18 protein-coding genes are annotated in these 19,141 nt (G+C 72.7%); 12 read left to right on the plus strand and 6 right to left on the minus strand.

Annotated elements, in window-relative coordinates; all coding sequences use genetic code 11:
- The first annotated feature begins 71 nt into the window (after positions 1 to 71).
- The 6 genes from uvrA (at position 72) to ACQP0T_RS09515 (ending at position 8,551) form a co-directional block, all read left to right on the plus strand.
- Positions 72 to 2,933, plus strand: coding sequence for an excinuclease ABC subunit UvrA (uvrA, locus tag ACQP0T_RS09490; RefSeq protein WP_433872284.1), 2,862 nt, complete (start codon positions 72 to 74; stop codon positions 2,931 to 2,933).
- A gap of 130 nt (positions 2,934 to 3,063) precedes the next feature.
- On the plus strand, positions 3,064 to 4,584 hold the full coding sequence (locus ACQP0T_RS09495) for an ABC transporter substrate-binding protein (RefSeq protein WP_433872286.1): 1,521 nt from the start codon (positions 3,064 to 3,066) through the stop codon (positions 4,582 to 4,584).
- The gene (locus tag ACQP0T_RS09500) at positions 4,581 to 5,258 is read left to right on the plus strand and encodes a class I SAM-dependent methyltransferase (RefSeq protein WP_433872288.1); all 678 of its coding nucleotides are present in this window, start codon (positions 4,581 to 4,583) and stop codon (positions 5,256 to 5,258) included. The genes ACQP0T_RS09495 and ACQP0T_RS09500 overlap by 4 nt, the downstream gene beginning before the upstream one ends.
- Positions 5,255 to 6,196 (plus strand): ABC transporter permease, encoded by a 942-nt coding sequence (locus ACQP0T_RS09505; protein ID WP_433872289.1) that lies wholly within the window; start codon positions 5,255 to 5,257, stop codon positions 6,194 to 6,196. Before ACQP0T_RS09500 ends, ACQP0T_RS09505 begins: the two co-directional genes overlap by 4 nt.
- Complete coding sequence (locus tag ACQP0T_RS09510; protein WP_433872291.1) at positions 6,193 to 6,960, plus strand: ABC transporter permease; 768 nt, start codon at positions 6,193 to 6,195, stop codon at positions 6,958 to 6,960. Before ACQP0T_RS09505 ends, ACQP0T_RS09510 begins: the two co-directional genes overlap by 4 nt.
- A gap of 136 nt (positions 6,961 to 7,096) precedes the next feature.
- Positions 7,097 to 8,551 (plus strand): alanine/glycine:cation symporter family protein, encoded by a 1,455-nt coding sequence (locus tag ACQP0T_RS09515; protein WP_433872293.1) that lies wholly within the window; start codon positions 7,097 to 7,099, stop codon positions 8,549 to 8,551.
- Between the two features lie 73 nt (positions 8,552 to 8,624).
- On the opposite strand, the gene ACQP0T_RS09520 is transcribed toward ACQP0T_RS09515, so the two are convergent.
- From ACQP0T_RS09520 to ACQP0T_RS09540, 5 genes are read right to left on the minus strand one after another with little or no spacing between them, the layout of a single operon-like run.
- A complete protein-coding gene (locus ACQP0T_RS09520; protein ID WP_433872294.1) occupies positions 8,625 to 10,121 on the minus strand; it encodes a beta-N-acetylhexosaminidase in 1,497 nt (498 codons plus the stop codon).
- Complete coding sequence (locus ACQP0T_RS09525; RefSeq protein WP_433872295.1) at positions 10,118 to 10,954, minus strand: carbohydrate ABC transporter permease; 837 nt, start codon at positions 10,952 to 10,954, stop codon at positions 10,118 to 10,120. The genes ACQP0T_RS09520 and ACQP0T_RS09525 overlap by 4 nt, the downstream gene beginning before the upstream one ends.
- Complete coding sequence (locus ACQP0T_RS09530; RefSeq protein ID WP_345368007.1) at positions 10,951 to 11,832, minus strand: carbohydrate ABC transporter permease; 882 nt, start codon at positions 11,830 to 11,832, stop codon at positions 10,951 to 10,953. The genes ACQP0T_RS09525 and ACQP0T_RS09530 overlap by 4 nt, the downstream gene beginning before the upstream one ends.
- Positions 11,832 to 13,118, minus strand: a complete 1,287-nt coding sequence (locus ACQP0T_RS09535; RefSeq protein ID WP_433872297.1) for an extracellular solute-binding protein — start codon at positions 13,116 to 13,118, stop codon at positions 11,832 to 11,834. The genes ACQP0T_RS09530 and ACQP0T_RS09535 overlap by 1 nt, the downstream gene beginning before the upstream one ends.
- 41 nt (positions 13,119 to 13,159) lie before the next feature.
- Entirely contained in the window at positions 13,160 to 14,281 is a 1,122-nt protein-coding gene (locus tag ACQP0T_RS09540) for a lactonase family protein (RefSeq protein WP_433872299.1), read from the minus strand.
- Positions 14,282 to 14,402: 121 nt separating this feature from the next.
- On the opposite strand from ACQP0T_RS09540, the gene ACQP0T_RS09545 reads away from it, so the two are divergent.
- Positions 14,403 to 14,852, plus strand: coding sequence for an SRPBCC family protein (locus tag ACQP0T_RS09545; RefSeq protein WP_433872301.1), 450 nt, complete (start codon positions 14,403 to 14,405; stop codon positions 14,850 to 14,852).
- 254 nt (positions 14,853 to 15,106) lie between these two features.
- Here ACQP0T_RS09545 and ACQP0T_RS09550 read toward each other — a convergent pair whose 3' ends face one another.
- A complete protein-coding gene (locus ACQP0T_RS09550) occupies positions 15,107 to 15,502 on the minus strand; it encodes a DUF1844 domain-containing protein (protein WP_433872303.1) in 396 nt (131 codons plus the stop codon).
- Positions 15,503 to 15,779: 277 nt separating this feature from the next.
- Between ACQP0T_RS09550 and infC the strand changes: the two genes are divergently transcribed.
- From infC to pheS, 5 genes are all read left to right on the plus strand, one after another.
- Complete coding sequence (gene infC, locus ACQP0T_RS09555; protein WP_345368038.1) at positions 15,780 to 16,319, plus strand: translation initiation factor IF-3; 540 nt, start codon at positions 15,780 to 15,782, stop codon at positions 16,317 to 16,319.
- Positions 16,320 to 16,429: 110 nt separating this feature from the next.
- On the plus strand, positions 16,430 to 16,624 hold the full coding sequence (rpmI, locus tag ACQP0T_RS09560) for a 50S ribosomal protein L35 (RefSeq protein WP_150070635.1): 195 nt from the start codon (positions 16,430 to 16,432) through the stop codon (positions 16,622 to 16,624).
- A gap of 87 nt (positions 16,625 to 16,711) precedes the next feature.
- A complete protein-coding gene (rplT, locus tag ACQP0T_RS09565) occupies positions 16,712 to 17,080 on the plus strand; it encodes a 50S ribosomal protein L20 (RefSeq protein WP_345368011.1) in 369 nt (122 codons plus the stop codon).
- Positions 17,080 to 17,919 carry a TrmH family RNA methyltransferase gene (locus ACQP0T_RS09570; protein ID WP_433873651.1) on the plus strand — a complete coding sequence of 280 codons (840 nt, stop codon included), beginning with the start codon at positions 17,080 to 17,082 and terminating at the stop codon, positions 17,917 to 17,919. The genes rplT and ACQP0T_RS09570 overlap by 1 nt, the downstream gene beginning before the upstream one ends.
- Positions 17,920 to 18,039: 120 nt before the next feature.
- A complete protein-coding gene (gene pheS / locus ACQP0T_RS09575; RefSeq protein ID WP_369775623.1) occupies positions 18,040 to 19,107 on the plus strand; it encodes a phenylalanine--tRNA ligase subunit alpha in 1,068 nt (355 codons plus the stop codon).
- Positions 19,108 to 19,141 lie beyond the last annotated feature (34 nt).

The following is a 19,141-nucleotide window of genomic DNA, read 5'->3' on the forward strand; positions in this document are numbered from 1 at the left end:
GTCCTGGAGACGAACCCGAACCGGGTCTGGCGCGTTCCTCATCAACGGCGAGAACTCTTGAAGGGATCACAGTGGCTGACCGCCTTGTCGTCCGCGGCGCCCGTGAGCACAACCTGCGCGGGGTCGACCTCGACCTGCCCCGGGACAGCCTGGTCGTGTTCACCGGCCTCTCCGGTTCGGGAAAGTCGAGCCTGGCGTTCGACACCATCTTCGCGGAGGGGCAGCGCCGCTACGTGGAGTCGCTGTCCGCCTACGCGCGGCAGTTCCTCGGTCAGATGGACAAGCCCGACGTCGACTTCATCGAGGGCCTGTCCCCGGCGGTCTCCATCGACCAGAAGTCCACCAGCCGGAACCCGCGGTCCACCGTGGGCACCATCACCGAGGTCTACGACTACCTGCGGCTGCTCTACGCCCGGGCGGGCACCCCGCACTGCCCGCAGTGCGGTGAGCGGATCAGCAGGCAGACCCCGCAGCAGATCGTCGACCAGGTGCTCGAGATGCCGGAGCGCACCAAGTTCCAGGTGCTCGCTCCCGTGGTCCGGGGGCGCAAGGGCGAGTACGTCGACCTGTTCGACACGCTCCGCTCGTCCGGGTTCGCCCGCGCGCGGGTCGACGGCGCGGTGCACCCGCTGGAGAGCCCGCCGAAGCTCAAGAAGCAGGAGAAGCACGACATCGCGGTGGTCGTCGACCGGCTCACCGTGAAGTCCGGCGCCAAGCAGCGCCTGACCGACTCGGTGGAGACCGCGCTGCGGCTCGCCGACGGCCTGGTGGTGATCGAGTACGTCGACCTCGACGAGGACGACCCGCAGCGCGAGCGCCGGTTCTCCGAGAACCTGGCCTGCCCGAACGGCCACCCGCTCGGCGTCGACGAGCTGGAGCCGCGGTCGTTCTCCTTCAACTCGCCCTACGGGGCCTGCCCGGCGTGCGCCGGCCTCGGCTTCCGCAAGGAGGTCGACCCGGAGCTGGTCGTGCCCGACGAGGACCTGTCGCTGGCCGACGGGGCGATCGCGCCGTGGGCGGGCGGCCACACCGCCGAGTACTTCACCCGGCTGCTCACCTCGCTGTCGGAGTCGATCGGGTTCCGGATGGACACCGCGTGGCGGCGGCTGCCCACCAAGGTCAAGAAGGCCGTGCTGCACGGCAGCACCGACCAGGTGCACGTGCGCTACAAGAACCGCTACGGGCGCACCCGCTCGTACTACGCCAACTACGAGGGCGTCATCCCGTTCCTGGAGCGCCGGCTGGAGCAGACCGAGTCCGACTACGCCCGGGAGAAGTACGAGGGGTACATGCGGGACGTGCCCTGCCCGGCGTGCGACGGGGCCCGGCTCAAGCCGGAGATCCTGGCGGTCACCATGCCCGGCGCCGACCGCGGTGAGCTGTCCATCGCCGAGGTGAGCGCGCTGAGCGTGCAGGAGTGCGCGGCGTTCCTCGACGGCCTGGTGCTCGGCGAGCGGGAGCAGCTCATCGCCGGCCGGGTGCTCAAGGAGGTGCAGGCCCGCCTCGGGTTCCTGCTCGACGTCGGGTTGGACTACCTGTCGCTGGACCGCGCCGCGGGCACCCTCTCCGGTGGGGAGGCGCAGCGCATCAGGCTGGCCACCCAGATCGGTTCCGGGCTGGTCGGCGTGCTCTACGTGCTCGACGAGCCCTCCATCGGGCTGCACCAGCGGGACAACCACCGGCTGCTGGAGACGCTGGCCCGGCTCCGGGACCTGGGCAACACGCTGATCGTCGTCGAGCACGACGAGGACACCGTGCGCAGCGCCGACTGGGTGGTCGACATCGGCCCCGGCGCGGGTGAGCACGGCGGTCAGGTGGTGCACAGCGGCTCCTACAAGCAGCTGCTGGACAACGAGGACTCGCTGACCGGTGCCTACCTGTCCCGGCGCCGGACGATCCCGACGCCCGAGCAGCGCCGCCCGCGGGATGCGAAGCGGCTGCTGACCGTGGTCGGCGCCCGCGAGCACAACCTGCGCAAGATCGACGTGTCGTTTCCGCTGGGCTGCGTGGTGGGGGTCACCGGGGTCTCCGGCTCGGGCAAGTCCACGCTGGTCAACGACATCCTCGCCACCACGCTGGCGAACAAGCTCAACGGGGCGCGGCAGGTCCCGGGCAGGCACACCCGGATCAAGGGCCTGGAGCACGTGGACAAGCTGGTGCAGGTCGACCAGTCGCCGATCGGGCGCACGCCGCGGTCGAACCCGGCCACCTACACCGGCGTGTTCGACCACATCCGCAAGCTGTTCGCGGCGACCACCGAGGCCAAGGTCCGCGGCTACCAGCCGGGCCGGTTCTCGTTCAACATCAAGGGCGGGCGCTGCGAGTCCTGCGCGGGCGAGGGCACCTTGAAGATCGAGATGAACTTCCTGCCCGACGTCTACGTGCCCTGCGAGGTGTGCCACGGGGCCCGGTACAACCGGGAGACCCTGGAGGTGCACTACAAGGGCAAGACGATCGCCGAGGTGCTCGACATGCCGATCGAGGAGGCGGCCGAGTTCTTCGAGCCGATCAAGGCGATCCACCGGCACCTCCGGACGCTGGTGGACGTCGGCCTCGGCTACGTCCGGCTGGGCCAGCCCGCCCCGACCCTGTCCGGTGGCGAGGCGCAGCGGGTCAAGCTGGCCAGCGAGCTGCAGAAGCGCTCCACCGGCCAGACCGTCTACGTGCTCGACGAGCCGACCACCGGACTGCACTTCGAGGACATCCGCAAGCTCCTCGGCGTGATCAACGGCTTGGCCGACAAGGGCAACACGGTGATCGTCATCGAGCACAACCTCGACGTGATCAAGTCGGCGGACTGGCTCGTCGACATGGGGCCGGAGGGCGGTTCCGGCGGCGGCGCGCTGGTCGCCGAGGGGACCCCGGAGCAGGTCGCCGACAACGAGGCCAGCTACACCGGGCGCTTCCTCGCCCCGGTGCTGGCCGAGGGCTGAGCGGGCCGGGCGGGACGTCCACTCCGGACTCCCGCCGGCGTGGCGCAGCGCACCCCTGATCGCCGTCGGCGGCGACGGCACCACCACCTCGTGCGAGAATCCTTCAGGTCTTGTTGCGAGGAGGTGGCAGTTGCACACCCTGCGACGCGGGTGGGCGGCGATCGTGCTCACCGCGGTGGCCGCGCTGCTGGCCGGGTGCGGTTTCTCCGGGGCCGGTGCCGGTCCCGACGCGCTGCGCATCGCGATCGGCATCCCGCCCCGGTCCGGCTGGGACCCGGCGTCGGACGACGCGCTGATCCTGGTGCGGCTCGGGGTCACCGAGACGCTCACCGACGTGACCACCGACGGGCGGGCGCATCCCGGGCTCGCCGAGTCCTGGGCGCAGGAGTCGCCGCAGCGGTGGCGGTTCACCCTCGACGCGGGTGCGCGGTTCCACTCCGGAGCGCCGGTGACCGCGCAGGCCGCCGCCGAGTCGATCAACCGGGCGGCCGGGGACGTCGCCCCGCCGCGCGCCCTGCGCGGGGTCGTCGAAGGCGCCGAGGCGCTGGACGACCGCACCGTGGTGGTGCGCACCGCGCGGCCGGACCCGATCCTGCCGCTGCGGATGAGCGCCGCCGGGACCGCCGTGCTCGACCCCGCCGCGATCCGGCCGGACGGGCGGGTGGACCTGACCGCGGGCGCCGGGACCGGGCCGTTCGAAGTCGTCGGCAGCGACGGCGAGCGCGGGCTGCAACTGCGCCGGTTCGACGGCTACCGGGGCGCCCGCGCGGGCGTGGCGCAGGTCGACGTGCGCTTCGTCGAGGACGCCGCGGCCCGGGTCAACGGATTGCGCGGCGGCGAGTTCGACCTGATCGACAACGTGCCCGCCGCGCGGCTCGACCCGGTGCGCGAGGACCCCGAGCTCGCGGTGGCCGAGGCGGAGCTCCCGCGCACCACCGCGCTCCACCTCAACACCGCAGGCGGACCGTTCGCCGATCAGCGGGTGCGCGAGGCGGCGCGGCTGGCCCTCGACCGGGCCGGTCTGGTCGACGGGGTGCTGCGCGGCACCGCCACCGCCGCCGCCCGCTACTTCGGCCCGGCGGTGCCGTGGGGTTCCCGCACCCCGCCGCCGCCCGCCGACCCCGAGCAGGCCCGCCGCCTGCTCACCGAGGCCACCGGTCCGGGAGCGGAACCGATCACCCTGGGCACCTACCCCGAGCGGCCGGACCTGCCCGCGGTGGCGACCGCCGTCGCCGACGAGCTCGGCGAGGCCGGGTTCGACGTGCGCATCGTGCAGGAGCCGGCCGACCGGCTGGAGCCGAAGATCCTCTCCGGCGAGCTCGACGCGGTGGTGTACTCGCGCAGCTACCTGGTCGACATCCCGGACGCCGCCGGTTACCTGCAGAGCGACTTCACCTGCGGCGGCGGCTTCAACCTGGACCACTTCTGCGATCCGGAACTGGACGCGCTGGTGGAGCGGCTGCGGTCGGTCGACGACCCGGCCGCGCGCGCCGAGATCTTCCGCCGCGCCGACGAGCTGCTCGCCGAGCGGATCGCCGGCATCCCCCTGTTCCACGAGAAGCAGCACCTGGCGCACTCGGCGCGCGTGCAGGGCGTGCGCGCCGACCCGCTGGAGCGGTCGCTGCTGACCCCGGAGGTGACCCTGCGATGAGCTCCGCTCCGCACGCCGTCGTGTCCTACTGGAACGACCGCGCCCGCAACGGTTACGACGGGCAGCCCGGCCAGGACCCCGCCCGCGACCGGTGGGCGCGGCGCCTCGAACCGCTGCTGCTCGACACCGTCGGGGCCGGGGCCCGGGTGCTCGACATCGGCTGCGGCACCGGGTTCCTGGCCCGCATCCTGGCCGCCGCCGGGCACGCGGTGACCGGTCAGGACGTCTCCCCGGGGATGCTCGAGGTCGCCGCCGAACGCGGGCAGGACGAAGGGCTGGCGGTCGAGTGGCGCGTGGGGGAGGCGGGCGAACCCCCGGCGGGGCCCTTCGACGCGGTGGTCACCCGCAACGTGCTGTGGACGCTGCCGGATCCGGCGCAGGCCGTGGCGCGCTGGCGCCGGGCGCTGCGCCCCGGCGGTCTGCTGCTGATCAGCGACGGCCTGTGGGGCCGGGCCGCGATCGGTGACGACGCGGTCGAGCAGCGGTTCAGCGATTCCTACGCCGGGGCCGCCGCCGCGCTGCCCCTGTCGGCGGGGCTCGATTTCGGCGCGTGCGCCGCGCTGGCCGACGACGCCGGGTTCGTCGACGTCGCCGACCGCACGTCGCTGTTCGACCGCGCGCCGTACCCGAGCGCACCCGGCTTCTTCCTGCTCACCGCCCGCGCTCCGCGGTGACGAGCGGGACGCTGCTGCGGCTGGCGCTGACGCCGGTCGTGCTGGTCGGCGTCGTGCTGCTGGCGATGCTGCTGCCGGAGCTGACCGGGGTCGACTCGGCGCGCAGCGTCCTGGCCGTCCGCTACGCCGACGCCGAACCCGATCCGGCGGTGCTCGCCGCGATCCGCGCCGACCTCGGTCTGGACCGGCCGCTGCCGGAACGGGTGCTCGACCGGCTCGGCCGGTTGTGCACCGGGCAGCTCGGCGCGTCGTGGCTGTCCGGTGAGCCGGTGGGGGAGCGGATCGGGCGCGCCTTCCAGGTCTCGATCGGCATCGTGGTCGCCGCGCTGGTGCTGTCGTTCGTCCTCGGTTGCGCCGCCGGGCTGGTCGCCGCGCGCCGCCCCGGATCGCTGGTGGACCGCGCGGTGACCGGGTCCACCCGGCTGGCTGCGGCGCTGCCGGAGTTCGCGCTCGCCCCGCTGCTGGTCGCGGTGTTCGCGGTCGGCCTCGACCTGCTGCCCAGCTCGGGGTGGCACGGGCCGCACAACGCCGTGCTGCCGGTCGCGGCACTGGTCCCGGTCCTCGCCGCGCCGATCGCCGCGACGATGCGCGCGCGGGCGGCGGCGATGGCGCGGGAGAACTTCGCCGTCGCCGCCGAGGCCCGCGGCATCGGGCGCTTCCGGCTGTGGACCCGGCACATCGCCAAGCCGGCGCTGCCCGCGGTGCTGTCCGTGCTGACCTACAACGCGGCGGGCATGATCGCCGGGACCGCGACCGTCGAGGTCGTCTTCGACCTGCCCGGGCTGGGCCGCACGCTGGTCGACGCGGTCATCGCCCAGGACCTGCCGGTGGTGCAGGTGGGCCTGATCGTGGCCGTCGCGATGGCCCTGCTCGTCGGCGCCCTCGGCGACGCGCTGCAGCTCGTGGTCGACCCGCGCACCCGGCGGGCCGCGGCATGAGGGCGGCGATCCTGCTGTGCCTGCTCGCCGTGCCGGTGGCGGTCGGGCTCCTCGGGGACCCGCTGGCCACCGACATGCGCGCGGTGCTGCTGCCGCCGTCGCCGGAGCACCCGCTGGGCACCGATGCGCTGGGCCGGGACGTGCTCGCCCGGGTGGCCGCCGGTGCGGTGACCTCGCTCGGCGCGGCGGGGCTGGCGCTGGTGGTCTCGGCGCTGATCGGGCTCGCCGTCGGTGCCGCGACGGGATGGTCCGGTGGGCGCGGGGCCGCCGTCGTCCGGGCGCTGGTCGACGTCGCCGCGGCGCTGCCGCCGCTGATCGTGGCGCTGGTCGCCGGGCTGGTCGCCGGTCCGGGGTGGACCACGCTGCTGCTGGCGCTGATCGCGGTCGGCTGGCTGCCGTTCGCGCGCCAGGCCGACGCGCTCACCGCGAGCCTGCGCACCCGGCAGTGGGTGCTGGCGCACCGGGCGATGGGCGCCGGGACGCTGCGCATCTGGTGGCGGAGCCTGCTGCCGGAACTGCTGCCCCCGGTCGGGGCGCTCGCCGTGGTGCGGCTGCCCGCGCTGATCAACACGGTCGCCGCGCTGGGCTTCCTCGGTCTCGGCCCGCCGCCCCCGGCTCCCGAGTGGGGCGCGATGCTGGCCGCCTCGGTGGACCACCTCGGGGTGGCCCCGTGGTTGCTGGCCGCTCCGCTCGCCGCGCTCGTGGTGGCCCAGTTCCTCATCGCCGCGTTGCCGTTCGGTCGCCGCACCGACCGCGGCGGATAACCATTGCGTCGCTTTCGGAGCCCGCGCGCCGCCCGTCGGAGAGACTGTGCGGCACCGCGTGTGCAGGGGCGCCCGCCGGATCGGTGCGCGTCCCGGTCGCGCCGCCCGCAGCCCACCCGTCCGCGGAAGGTTGACCTTGGAAGCGATCCACGACGCGATCGTCGCGTTCAACGACACGTTCTGGCTGTACCTCATCATCCCGGTGCTGGCCCTGCTGAGCCTGTACTTCACGGTCCGCTTCGGACTGGTCCAGATCCGGATGCTCCCGGAGATGGTGCGGGCCATGTTCAGCAAGCCGGAGCCCGCCGAGGACGGCGGCAAGCAGGTCTCGTCGTTCCAGGCGTTCGCGATCTCGGCCGCGGCCCGCATCGGCACCGGCAACATCGCCGGCGTGGCCACCGCCATCGCCCTCGGCGGCCCCGGCGCGGTGTTCTGGATGTGGGTGATGGCGCTGCTGGTCGGCGCGGCGAGCTTCGTCGAATCGACGCTGGCGCAGGTCTACAAGGTGCGCGACCGCGGCGGTTTCCGGGGCGGCCCGGCCTACTACATGCAGCACGGCCTGGGCGCCCGGTGGATGGGCGTGGTGTTCGCCGTGGTCATCACCGTGACCTTCGGCCTGACGTTCAACGCGGTGCAGAGCAACACCATCGTCGGCGCCGTCGTGACCTCGGTGGAGGCCACCGGGGCCGGCGCGCCGGGCTGGCTGGAGCCGGTGTTGGGCCTGCTGCTGGTCGGCCTGACCGCGCTCATCGTCTTCGGCGGGGTGCGCCGCATCGCGCGGACCGCGCAGCTGCTCGTGCCGTTCATGGCGGGGCTGTACATGATCATGGGGCTGGTCGTCGTCGCGCTCAACCTCGATGCGATCCCCGGCCTGCTCGCCCAGATCGTCGGCCACGCCTTCGGCTTCCAGGAGATCGCCGCGGGCGGGGTCGGCGCCGCGATCGTGCAGGGCGTGCGGCGCGGGATGTTCTCCAACGAGGCCGGGCTGGGCTCCGCGCCCAACGCCGGGGCCACCGCCGCGGTGAGCCACCCGGTCAAGCAGGGGCTGGCGCAGACCCTCGGGGTGTACGTCGACACGCTGCTGGTGTGCTCGACCACCGCGTTCATCGTGCTGCTCTCGCACCCGGTGTACGGGGAGAACCGCGGTGCGACCCTGACCCAGGAGGCGCTGGAGTTCCAGTTCGGCACGTGGTCGCTGCACCTGCTGACGCTGGTGATCCTGCTGGTGGCGTTCACCTCGGTGCTCGGCAACTACTTCTACGGCGAGTCCAACGTCGGGTTCCTCACCCGGAACCGGGCGGTGCTCGGCGGCTACAAGGCGGTGGCGCTGGTGGTCACCTTCCTCGGCGCGATCGGCTCCTCGGACCTGGTGTGGAGCCTCGCCGACACCACGATGGGCGTGATGGCGCTGGTGAACCTGGCGGCCATCGCCCCGCTGAGCGGAGTGGCGCTGAAGCTGCTCCGGGACTACCAGCAGCAGCGCGCGCAGGGGCTCGACCCGGTCTTCACCCGGGACCGCATCCCGGAGCTCACCGGCGTCCAGTGCTGGGAACCCACCACCGAGGACCGCGACCGGAACGCGGTCACCTGACCGACCGGGTGATCTTCGCGCCGGTGAGGGGCACCTTCATCCGACCAAGCCGGATGAAGGTGCCCCGCACTCATCACCCTTCCGAGGGGTTCCGGTGGCGGGGGCGGCCGGGGACGCCCGGGCGGGTCTGCCACGGGAGCGGTCCGGCGAGCGGGCGGTACTCGACGCCCAGCGCGTCCAGCCTCGGCAGGTGGTGCTCGGCCAGCCGCCGCTCGAACTCCGCGCCGTCGCGCCCGCTTCGGCACCAGGCGACCTCGGCGAACGCGCTGAGCCGGGGGAAGACCGCGTAGTCCACCCGGCGCGGCGAGTCGAGGTGCTCGGTCCACACCTGCGCCTGGACGCCGAGCAGGTGCGGCGGGGCCAGGGCGGGTTCGTAGGCGTGCACGTCGGCCAGCGTCGTGCGGAAGCCCACCGGGACCGGCTCGTCGGGGTGGTCGGACTGCCGGTGGTCCAGGTACAGCACCTGCTCCGGGCAGAGCACCACGTCGTGCCCCTGCTCGGCGGCGCGCACCCCGGCGTGCTCGTCGCGCCACGAGGCGATGATGGTGTCCCGGGGCAGCGGCGCGGCGTCGTCGAGGATCTCGTCCCAGCCCAGCGCCCGCCGCCCGGCCGCGTGCAGGTGCTCGACGAGGCCGCGCAGGAACCGGCCGTGCGCGGCGGTCACCCCCGGGACCTCGTCACCGCCCACGCAGATCACCGGGGAGGGGAAGACCTCCAGCACGTGGTCGAACACGTTCCGGAAGAATTCCGCGGTCCCGGGCGAGGGATCCAGCACGTGGTCGCTGACGCCCCAGGCGTCCCAGACCTCGGTCGGGTGGGTGCCCAGTTCCGGGTAGGCCGCGATCGCCGCCGCGTTGTGGCCCGGGACGTCGACCTCGGGCACCACCCGCACGTGCTGCGCGGCGGCGTGCGCGACGATCTCGCGCAGGTCCTCGGTGGTGTAGAAGCCGCCGTGCGGGCGGTCGTCGTGCTCGGGCACCGGCCCCCGGCCCACCATCGACCGCCGCCGCCAGGCGCCGACCTCGGTGAGCCGCGGGTAGCGCGGCACCTCCAGCCGCCAGCCCTGGTCGTCGGTCAGGTGCAGGTGCAGCACGTTGAGCTTGTGCGCGGCCAGCAGGTCGATGAACCGCAGCACCTCGCGGGTGGGCAGGAAGTGCCGCGCGACGTCGAGGTGGCAGCCGCGCCACCCGAAGCGCGGCCGGTCCCGCAGCACGCCGCAGGGTAACCGCCACGGTCCCGCGCCGACCGGGGCCGCGCGGTGGGCGGCGGGACCGAGCAGCTGCCGCAGCGTCTGGGCGGCGTGGTGGGCGGCCTCGGCGTCGCGGGCGGTGACCGCGACGCCGTCCGGCCGGATCTCGATGCGGTGGCCGTCCTCGGCCGGGTCCAGCCGGAACTCCACGTCCGGTTCGGCCGCCGGGGCCAGCGGCAGGCCGGTGGCGGCACCGATGCGGGTCCGCCACCACCGCGCCGCGCCCGGCTCACCGCCGACCGTGGTCGTCGCGTCGAGGACGAAGGTGCCCGGCGCGGGGTGGACCTCGGCCGGGCGGGGCAGCACCGAATCCCAGCTCATCCCTTCACCGCCCCGGCGAGTCCGCTGATCAGGTGCCGTTGCACCAGCACGAAGAAGAGCAGCACCGGGATGGTCATCAGCGTCGAACCGGCCATGATCGCGCCCCAATCATTTCCCTCGGGGGTGAAGAACACCAGGATCGCCATCGGCAGCGTCTGGTTCTCGGTCGCGGAGATGATGAACGTCTTGGCGAACAGGAAGTCGTTCCAGGCATGGATGAACGACAGCACGCTGACCGCCACCAGGCCTGGCGCCACCAGCGGGAACAGCACCTGCCAGACGAAGCGGGCGCGCCCCGCGCCGTCCAACGTGGCCGCTTCGGCGAGCTCCTCCGGCACGGCGGCGACGAACCCGCGCAGCATCCAGATCGCCAGCGGCAGGCTGAACGCCAGGTGCACCAGGACCAGCGAGCCGAGCTCGTTGAGGCCGAACGCCGGGGCCACCGAGCCGACCGAGCGCATCAGGAAGAACAGCGGGATGGTCAGTGCCTCGATCGGCACCATCTGCGCGATCAGCAGCATCACCAGCAGCACGGTGCGCCCCTTGAAGCGGAAGCGGGTCAACGCCACCGCGGCCAGGAACGACAGCAGCATCGACAGCAGCACCACGGCGCCGGCGACCAGCAGGCTGTTCACGAAGTAGCCACCGAGTCCGTCCACCGTGAACACGCGGCGGAAGTTGTCCAGGGTCGGGGAGAACGTCCACGGTCGCGGTTCGGTGGACTGGATCTCGGCTTCCGGCTTGATCGCCGACAACGCCATCCAGTACAGGGGGAAGGCCACCACCGCGGCGATGAGCAGGGCCGCGGTGTTGGCGATGGTGCGCCGCTTCATCGGATCGCCTCGCTGTCGCGCTGCACTCGGAGGTAGACCAGGGTGATGCCGATCAGCAGCAGCGTCATCACCACGCCGATCGCCGAGCCCATGCCGTAGTCGGAACCGGCGAACGCCTCCTGGTAGGCGAAGACGTTGAGCACCAGGTTCTGCCCGGCGATGCCGCCCCCGTTGGTCATCACGTAGATCTGGGTGAAGATCTTGAAGTCCCAGATGATGGACTGGATGGTGGCCACCACGAGGATCGGCCGCAGCATCGGCAGCAGCACGCTGCGGGTGGTCCGCCAGGCCGACGCCCCGTCCAGCGCCGCCGCCTCCAGCACCTCACCGGGCACGCCCTGGATGCCCGCGTAGGTGGTCACCAGCACGAACGGGAACGAGCACCAGATGACCTCGGCGGCGACCAGCCCGAAGGCCACGTACTTGTCGTAGGTCCAGGAGAAGCCCTCCATGCCGCCGAACCCGACCCCGGTGAGCACTTCGTTGACCAGGCCGAACTCGGCGTCGAACAGGAACAGCCACACCGTCGAGCCGGCCACCGCCGGAGTCGCCCACGCCCCGAGCGCGGCCAGGAACAGCAGCAGCCGGGGCAGCGGGCCGATCCGGGTGGCCAGCACCGCCAGCCCGATCCCCACGGCCAAGCTGCCGACGACGCACACCGCGGCGAACGCGCAGGTCTGCACCAGGATCGTCCAGAACCGCTCGTCGCCGAGCAGCGCCGCGTAGTTGCCCAGGCCCAGGAACTCCAGCGGCGCGCCACCGGAGGCCTGGGCCTGCCCGTACTCGTAGAGCGAGATCTGGACGAGCTGGTACAGCGGGTAGGCCATCATCCCGACGAGCACCAGCGCGGCGGGTCCCAGGTAGAGCAGGACGGACATCAGCGGCCCTCGAACAGGCCGTTCATCCGCTCGGCGGCGGCGCGGGTGGCCTCCTCGACCGGGGTGCCGTTGACGATCTCCTGCACCATCGTGGGCAGCACGCCCTGCGCGTCGATCTCCGACCACACCGGGGTGGCGGGCACGAACCGCGTCCCGGCGCGCAGGGTGTCGATGAACGGCGCCGCCGCCGGGTCGGTCGCGGCGATCTCCTGCTGGACGTCGGTGAAGGTCGGGAGGTTGCCCATCGCCTCGTACATCCGGCGCTGGTATTCCTTGCCCGCCAGCAGCTTGACGAATTCCCGGGCCAGGGTGGCGTGCTCGGAGGACTCCAGCACGCCGAGCAGGTTCCCGCCGGCGAAGGCCGGTGCGATGGACCCCTCGGTCTCGCCGGGGAGCGGGACCACGGCGTACTCGCCGCCCGCCGCACCGGCGTCCACCGCGGCCCGGTTGAAGTCGCCGCCGATGGTCATCGCCGCCGCGCCGGAGGCGAAGGCCTGCACGCTCTGGCTGCCGGTGAGGTCGGCGCACTGCTCGCGGGGGCAGGCCCCGCCGGCGATCAGGTCGGCGAAGGCGGCGATGCCGCGCTGGGCCTGCGGGGTGTCCACGGCCGCGCGCCAGGTGCCGCCCTCGCGGACCGCGATCTCACCGCCCGCCGCCCACAGGAACGGCAGCATCGCGTAGTGGTACTTGCCGCCCACCGAGATGCCGTGCAGGTCGGGCCGGGCGGCGCGGATCGCGCTGGCGGTGCTGGCGAGCTCGTCGAGGGTGCGCGGTGGCTCCAGGCCGAGTTCGGCGAACACGTCGGTGCGGTAGTACAGCGCGCGAACGCCGGTGTACCAAGGCATTCCGTAGACGGCGCCGTCGAGCTTCGCGGTCTCCAGCACGGCGGGGTCCAGGTCGGCGGCGGCCGGCCACTCCTGGAGCGTGCCGCTGAGGTCGGCGAGCCCGCCCGCGGCGACGTAGCCCGCCAGGTCGGTGTTGCCGAACTCGGCGACGTCGGGTGCGCTGGCCGGATCGTTGAAGGCGCCGGTGAAGCGCTCGGCCCGGGTGTCCACCGGGATGTAGCGCACGTCGACTTCGACGTCGGCGTGCGCGGCCTCGAATTCCGCGACCGCGGCGTCGACCACGTCCTGCTTGGGCTCGCGGGTGGCTTCGTCGAACAGCCAGACCCGCAGCGTGCCGGTCATCTCGTCGGCGGCGGGCGCGTCCTGCTGCACCTGCGGCGGTCCGCAGGCGGCCAGCAGCGCGCACAGCGCGACGGCGGTGATCGCTGTCCACTTCGGCATGGGGCTCCGTTCTGTCGTCGGCTCCGGACCGGGCGGGATCCTCAGCCGTGGAAGGTCAGCGCTGCCACCGAAGGGCAGTCGTATCGGTCCGATGTGGACGTCAGCGCGCCGGTCCCCGGGTCGCGCCGCAGCCGGGTGATGGTGCCGGAGCGCTGGTTGGCCACGTGCAGCGAGGTCTGCTCCGGGTCGAAGGTGAAGTGGCGGGGCCAGGAACCGCCGGTGGGCGTGCCGCCCAGCGGTTCGAGGTGGTCGTCGCGCACCGCGAACGCCGCGAGAGTGTCGTCGCCCCGGTTGGAGGCGTAGACGAAGCGGGCGTCGCGGGAGATCGCGATCTCGGCGGGGAAGTTCTCTCCGGTGGCGTCCTCGTCGCGGGTGCTGCGCACCTCGCCCGGGGTGAACCACCCGGTGTCGACGTCGAAGTGCAGCACGGTGATCGTCGAGGCCAGTTCGGCGAGCAGGTAGGCGCGGGTCGCGTCGGGGTGGAACACGAGGTGGCGCGGTCCGGTTCCGGTCGGCAGCGCGAGGTGCTGGTGGCGGGCGAGCCGTCCGGTGCCGGGGTCGAGGCGGTAGCAGAACACCGCGTCGGCGCCGAGGTCCACGGCGATCACCCACCGGCCGCTGGGGTCCACGACGACCTGGTGGGCGTGCGGCTGCGCGCCGGGGTGCTGGACCAGGTCGGTGGATTCGCCGAGGGTGCCGTCGGCGCGGCGCCGGTGCACGACCACGGTGCCGTCGGTGTAGTTCGCGGTGAGCAGGAAGTCCCCGTCGGGGTGGACGGTCAGGTGGGTGGGACCCGCGCCCCGGGTGGACACCGAGCCCAGCACGACGGGCTGGTGCGCCGAGACGTCCACGGCGGTGACCGTCCCCGCGGGCCGCTCGTTGGTGACGTAGACGAACTGGTGGTCCGGCGACCAGGCGAAGAACGAGGCGTCCGGGACCCCGTCGACCACGCCGCCGGGGTGCAGCGCTCCACCGGGGCCGCGGTGGGCGATCTCCAGGCCGCGCCCGGCCGGGTCCGCCGAGGTGTAGCTGCCGATGAGGGTGAGCAGGCCCGGGGAGCGGCCGGACCCGGCGGCGACGCCGGTCGGCTGCGCGGCGACCGACAGGCCGACGGCGCCGAGCGCCCCGAGGAAACCTCGCCGTCGCATCGCGTTGTCTCGCACGGTTTCTCCCGTCTGTGGACGAACGGCGAACAGTGTGCACCACGACACGCGCATTGGACTAGACCAAAATGGCGGCAGTTGGTAACGAGACGTGTTGGTTCCGGATGAGTAGGGTGATCGCATGGTCGACACCAGCTACGCGGTCTCCGGCAGCGTCGTGGTCCAGGCGAGCCCCGCCGACGTCTTCGCCGTGCTCACCGACCCCCGGCTGCACCCGGTCATCGACGGTTCCGGCACGGTGCGGGGGCGGATCGTCGGTCCGGAGCGGCTCCAGCGGGGCTCCCGCTTCGGGATGCGGATGAAGCTGGGCGTGGGATACCGGATCAGCAACTCCGTCGTGGAGTACGAGCAGGACCGGCTCATCGCGTGGAAGCACTTCGCCCCGCACCGCTGGCGCTACGAGCTCGTCGAGCGCGACGGGGGCACCGAGGTCACCGAGACCTTCGACTACTCCCGCTTCCCGCTGCCCGGGGCGTTCGCCAGGACCGGTATCCCGGAGCGCAACCGGCGCAGCATCGACGCCACGCTGCGGCGGCTCAAGTCCTACGTCGAGAACGGCCCCGCCGACTGATCGGACGCGTCGCGGGGCGCCGCGCCGCCACGCGAGTTCCGCGGTGGGTGCGGCAGGAAGTGCGCACCGGCTCGATCCGTCGTCCTCGGCGACCGCGCTGCGCGGGCGCTACCGGCGACCCCTGCGGATTCCGGCCGGATCGCAGTGGACCCGGCGACGGGCGCGCTCGTCGCCGAGCGGTGCCCGCGCGACGTCCTCGCCGTGCTGGAGGCGGCGCCTCCTCCCTCGGCGCGCCGTCCCCGGCCGGGAGTGCGTCAGTAGACCGGGCCGGTGTACTTCTCGCCCGGGCCCTGTCCCGGCGCGTCCGGCACGGCGGAGGATTCCCGGAAGGCGCGCTGGAGGGACTGCAACCCCTCGCGCAGCGGGCCCGCGTGCGGTCCCAGGTACTCCACGGAGGAGGTGACCAGCCCGGCCAGCGCGGTGATCAGGCGCCGGGCCTCGTCCAGGTCGCGGTCCGCCGCCGAGTCGGGGTCGTCCTCGGCCAGCCCCAGCTTCTCCGCGGCGGCCGACATGAGCATCACCGCCGAGCGGCTGATCACCTCGACGGCGGGAACATCGGCGAGCTCGCGGACGTTGTGAGGTGCGTCCGCGTCGTGGGCTCGCGCACCGGTCGGGTCGTTCGGCGGCGGGGTTGGTTGTGCTCCGGTCACGGCTGGTACCCTGTCATGAGCGACCAGCCCCCGCTCCGCCGGGGGCGGCAAAGTGGAGTCCCGCTCCCACCCGAGTGGCCGCCTCAGGCTTCCGGGTCCCGGTCCACCGACGGTGCAGCCGTCGTTGGCAACGAACGGTATCGCGCGATACCGGTTCGATCGGTTTGGAGTTAGGGCCCCGCGTTCCGGCACGGCCGGGAGCGGGGCCGCTGTGCTTCAGGGGCGAGCTCTACGCGCCGCGGTGCAGTAGTGCAAGCCATCGAACCGAGGAGGGCCCATCAGCTCCGAGACGCGCATCAATGACCGCATCCGGGTTCCGGAGGTCCGCTTGGTCGGACCCAACGGCGAGCAGGTCGGCATCGTCCGCATCGAGGACGCGCTGCGACTTGCCCAGGAAGCGGATCTGGACCTTGTCGAGGTCGCCCCGCAGGCGCGCCCGCCGGTCTGCAAGCTCATGGACTACGGCAAGTTCAAGTACGAGAGTGCGCAGAAGGCACGCGAATCGCGCCGCAACCAGCAGCAGACCGTCATCAAGGAGCAGAAGCTCCGGCCGAAGATCGACCCGCACGACTACGAGACGAAGAAGGGCCACGTGTCCCGCTTCCTCGGCCAGGGTCACAAGGTCAAGGTGACGATCATGTTCCGCGGTCGTGAGCAGTCGCGTCCCGAGTTGGGCTTCCGCCTGTTGCAGCGACTGGCCGATGACGTGGCCGAACTGGGCTTCATCGAAGCCAACCCCAAGCAGGACGGCCGAAACATGATCATGGTCCTTGCGCCGCACAAGACGAACAAGACGAAGCCCAAGGCGAACGCGTAAGCCGGCATCGGCGTCGCTACCGGCGGCAGCGCGCGAGGGCGCACGTGAAGCCGGGCGGGAACGCACCCGTGCACCCGTCCGGCATCTGTACGGAAACGAGGACGAGGAAGATGCCGAAGAACAAGACCCACAAGGGCACGTCCAAGCGGTTCCGGGTCACCGGCTCGGGCAAGCTGCGGCGCGAGCAGGCCGGTCGCCGGCACATCCTGGAGAAGAAGTCCAGCCGCGTCACCCGTCGGCTCGAGGGCACCGAAGAGGTCGCCAAGGCCGACGTCAAGCGCATCAACAAGCTGCTGGGTCGCTGATCCCGCGCCGTCGCGGCGGCGCACCGACTTCCAGCCTTCCAGCCAGGGCGGTCCTCCCGCCCCCGATGAGATACACAGGACGGACCAGTGGCACGCGTCAAGCGGGCGGTCAACGCCCAGAAGAAGCGCCGCGCAGTTCTCGAGTCGGCCCGCGGCTACCGCGGTCAGCGCTCGCGGCTGTACCGCAAGGCCAAGGAGCAGATGCTCCACTCGATGACCTACTCCTACCGCGACCGGCGCGCCCGCAAGGGTGACTTCCGGAAGCTGTGGATCACCCGCATCAACGCCGGCGCGCGGCAGCACGGCATGAGCTACAACCGGTTCATGAACGGCCTGAAGAACGCCGGTGTCGAGGTCGACCGCAAGATCCTGGCCGAGCTCGCGGTCAACGACCCCGCGGGCTTCGCCGGGCTGGTCGAGGTCTCCAAGCAGAACCAGCAGGAAGGTGCCGCCTGATCACCGAGGGCACCTCGTCACGACCCGGGACGACACCGCTGACCGAGCGATCGTCCCGGGTCGTCGTCGCTCGCAAGCTGACCCGCCGCGCCGGCCGGGAGAAGGCCGGTGCCTTCCTGGTCGAGGGGGCGCAGGCGGTCGGGGAGGCGCTGGCGGCGCACGGCACCGGAGCGCTGCGGGTCCGCGAGCTGTTCCACACCGGTGCGGACCGCCACGCCGAGTTCGCCGCAGTGGCCCGGTCCGGTGGGGTGCCGGTGCACCAGGTCACCGAGCGCGCCGCGGCATCGCTGTCCGAGACGGTGACGCCGCAGGGGCTGGTCGCGGTCTGCGACCTGCCCGCGATCTCGGTGGCCGACGCGCTGTCGGCGCGCCCGCGCCTGGTCGCGGTGCTGGTCGGGATCTCCGATCCGGGCAACGCGGGCACCGTGGTCCGGGTCTCCGACGCCGCCGGCGCCGGGGCGGTGCTGTTCGCCGGGGATGCCGTGGACGCCTACGGCGGCAAGGCGGTGCGCGCCTCCACCGGCAGCCTGTTCCACCTGCCGATCGCCCGGGACCGGTCCGCCGGGGCGGTGCTCGACGCCTGCCGGGACGCCGGGCTGCGGCTGGTCGGCGCCGACGGCCGCGCTCCCGCCGACCTCGACGCCGCCGCCGATGACGGCAGCCTCGCCCGGCCGACGGCGTGGGTGTTCGGCAGCGAGGCCCACGGCCTGCCCGAGGAGGTCGCGTCCCGGCTGGACACGACGCTGCGGGTGCCGCTGCACGGGCGGGCGGAGAGCCTCAACCTGGCCGCCGCCGCCGCCGTCTGCCTCTACGCCTCGGCCCGCGCCCAGCGCCGCTGAACACGCCGCCGCCGGAGGCGGGCGGAGAGGCACCCGAAATCGTTTCCGCCGGTCTCGTAGACTCGAAGGGCTAGCGGCGGATACGTCGGCATCGGATCACACGGGAGTCACGCACTAACGATGTCTGGAGCAAACGACCCGTACGACCCGAAAGAGGTCGCCGCGCTGTCGCAGGAAACGCTGGACCGCGCGGTGGTCGAGGCCCGCGAGTCCTTCGAGGGGGCGGTCGACCTCGACGCCCTGGCGGAGGTCAAGCCGGCGCACCTCGGGGACCGGTCCCCGCTGCTGACCGCCCGCCGCGAGATCGGCGCGCTGCCGCCGAAGGCGCGTTCCGAGGCGGGCAAGCGGGTCAACCAGGCCCGCGAGGCCATCCAGGGCGCGTTCGACGAGCGCCGCGCCGCGTTGCAGGCCGAGCGCGACGAGCGGGTGCTGCGCGAGGAGTCGGTCGACGTCACGCTGCCCTGGGACCGCGTGCCGGACGGGGCCCGCCACCCGCTGACCCAGGTCATCGAGCAGGTCGAGGACACCTTCGTGTCGATGGGCTGGGAGGTCGCCGAGGGCCCCGAGCTGGAGGCCGAGTGGTTCAACTTCGACGCGTTGAACTTCGGCAAGGACCACCCGGCGCGGACCATGCAGGACACCTTCTACGTGGCGCCCGAGGACTCCGGGCTGGTGCTGCGCACCCACACCTCGCCGTCGCAGGTCCGCGCGCTGCTGGAGCGCGAGCTGCCGGTGTACGTGGTGTGCCCCGGCCGGACCTTCCGCACCGACGAGCTGGACTCCACGCACACCCCGGTGTTCACCCAGGTCGAGGGCCTCGCGGTGGACGAGGGCCTGACGATGGCCCACCTCAAGGGCACCCTGGACGCCTTCGCCCGGGCGATGTTCGGCGCCGACTCCCGCACCCGGCTGCGGCCGTCGTTCTTCCCGTTCACCGAGCCCTCGGCCGAGATGGACGTGTGGTTCCCGGAGAAGAAGGGCGGGCCCGGCTGGGTCGAATGGGGCGGCTGCGGCATGGTCAACCCGAACGTGCTGCGCGCCTGCGGGGTGGACCCCGAGGTCCACACCGGCTTCGCCTTCGGCATGGGCCTGGAGCGCACCCTCCAGTTCCGCAACGGCATCCCGGACATGCGCGACATGGTGGAGGGCGACGTCCGGTTCACCAGGCCGTTCGGCAGCGCGTTCTAGCGCCGAGCTCCCACCCACCACCCACTGAACGAGA

The sequence above is a fragment of the Saccharopolyspora sp. CA-218241 genome, from assembly GCF_050954615.1.
In the GTDB taxonomy this organism is placed as follows: Bacteria; Actinomycetota; Actinomycetes; order Mycobacteriales; family Pseudonocardiaceae; genus Saccharopolyspora; species Saccharopolyspora cebuensis.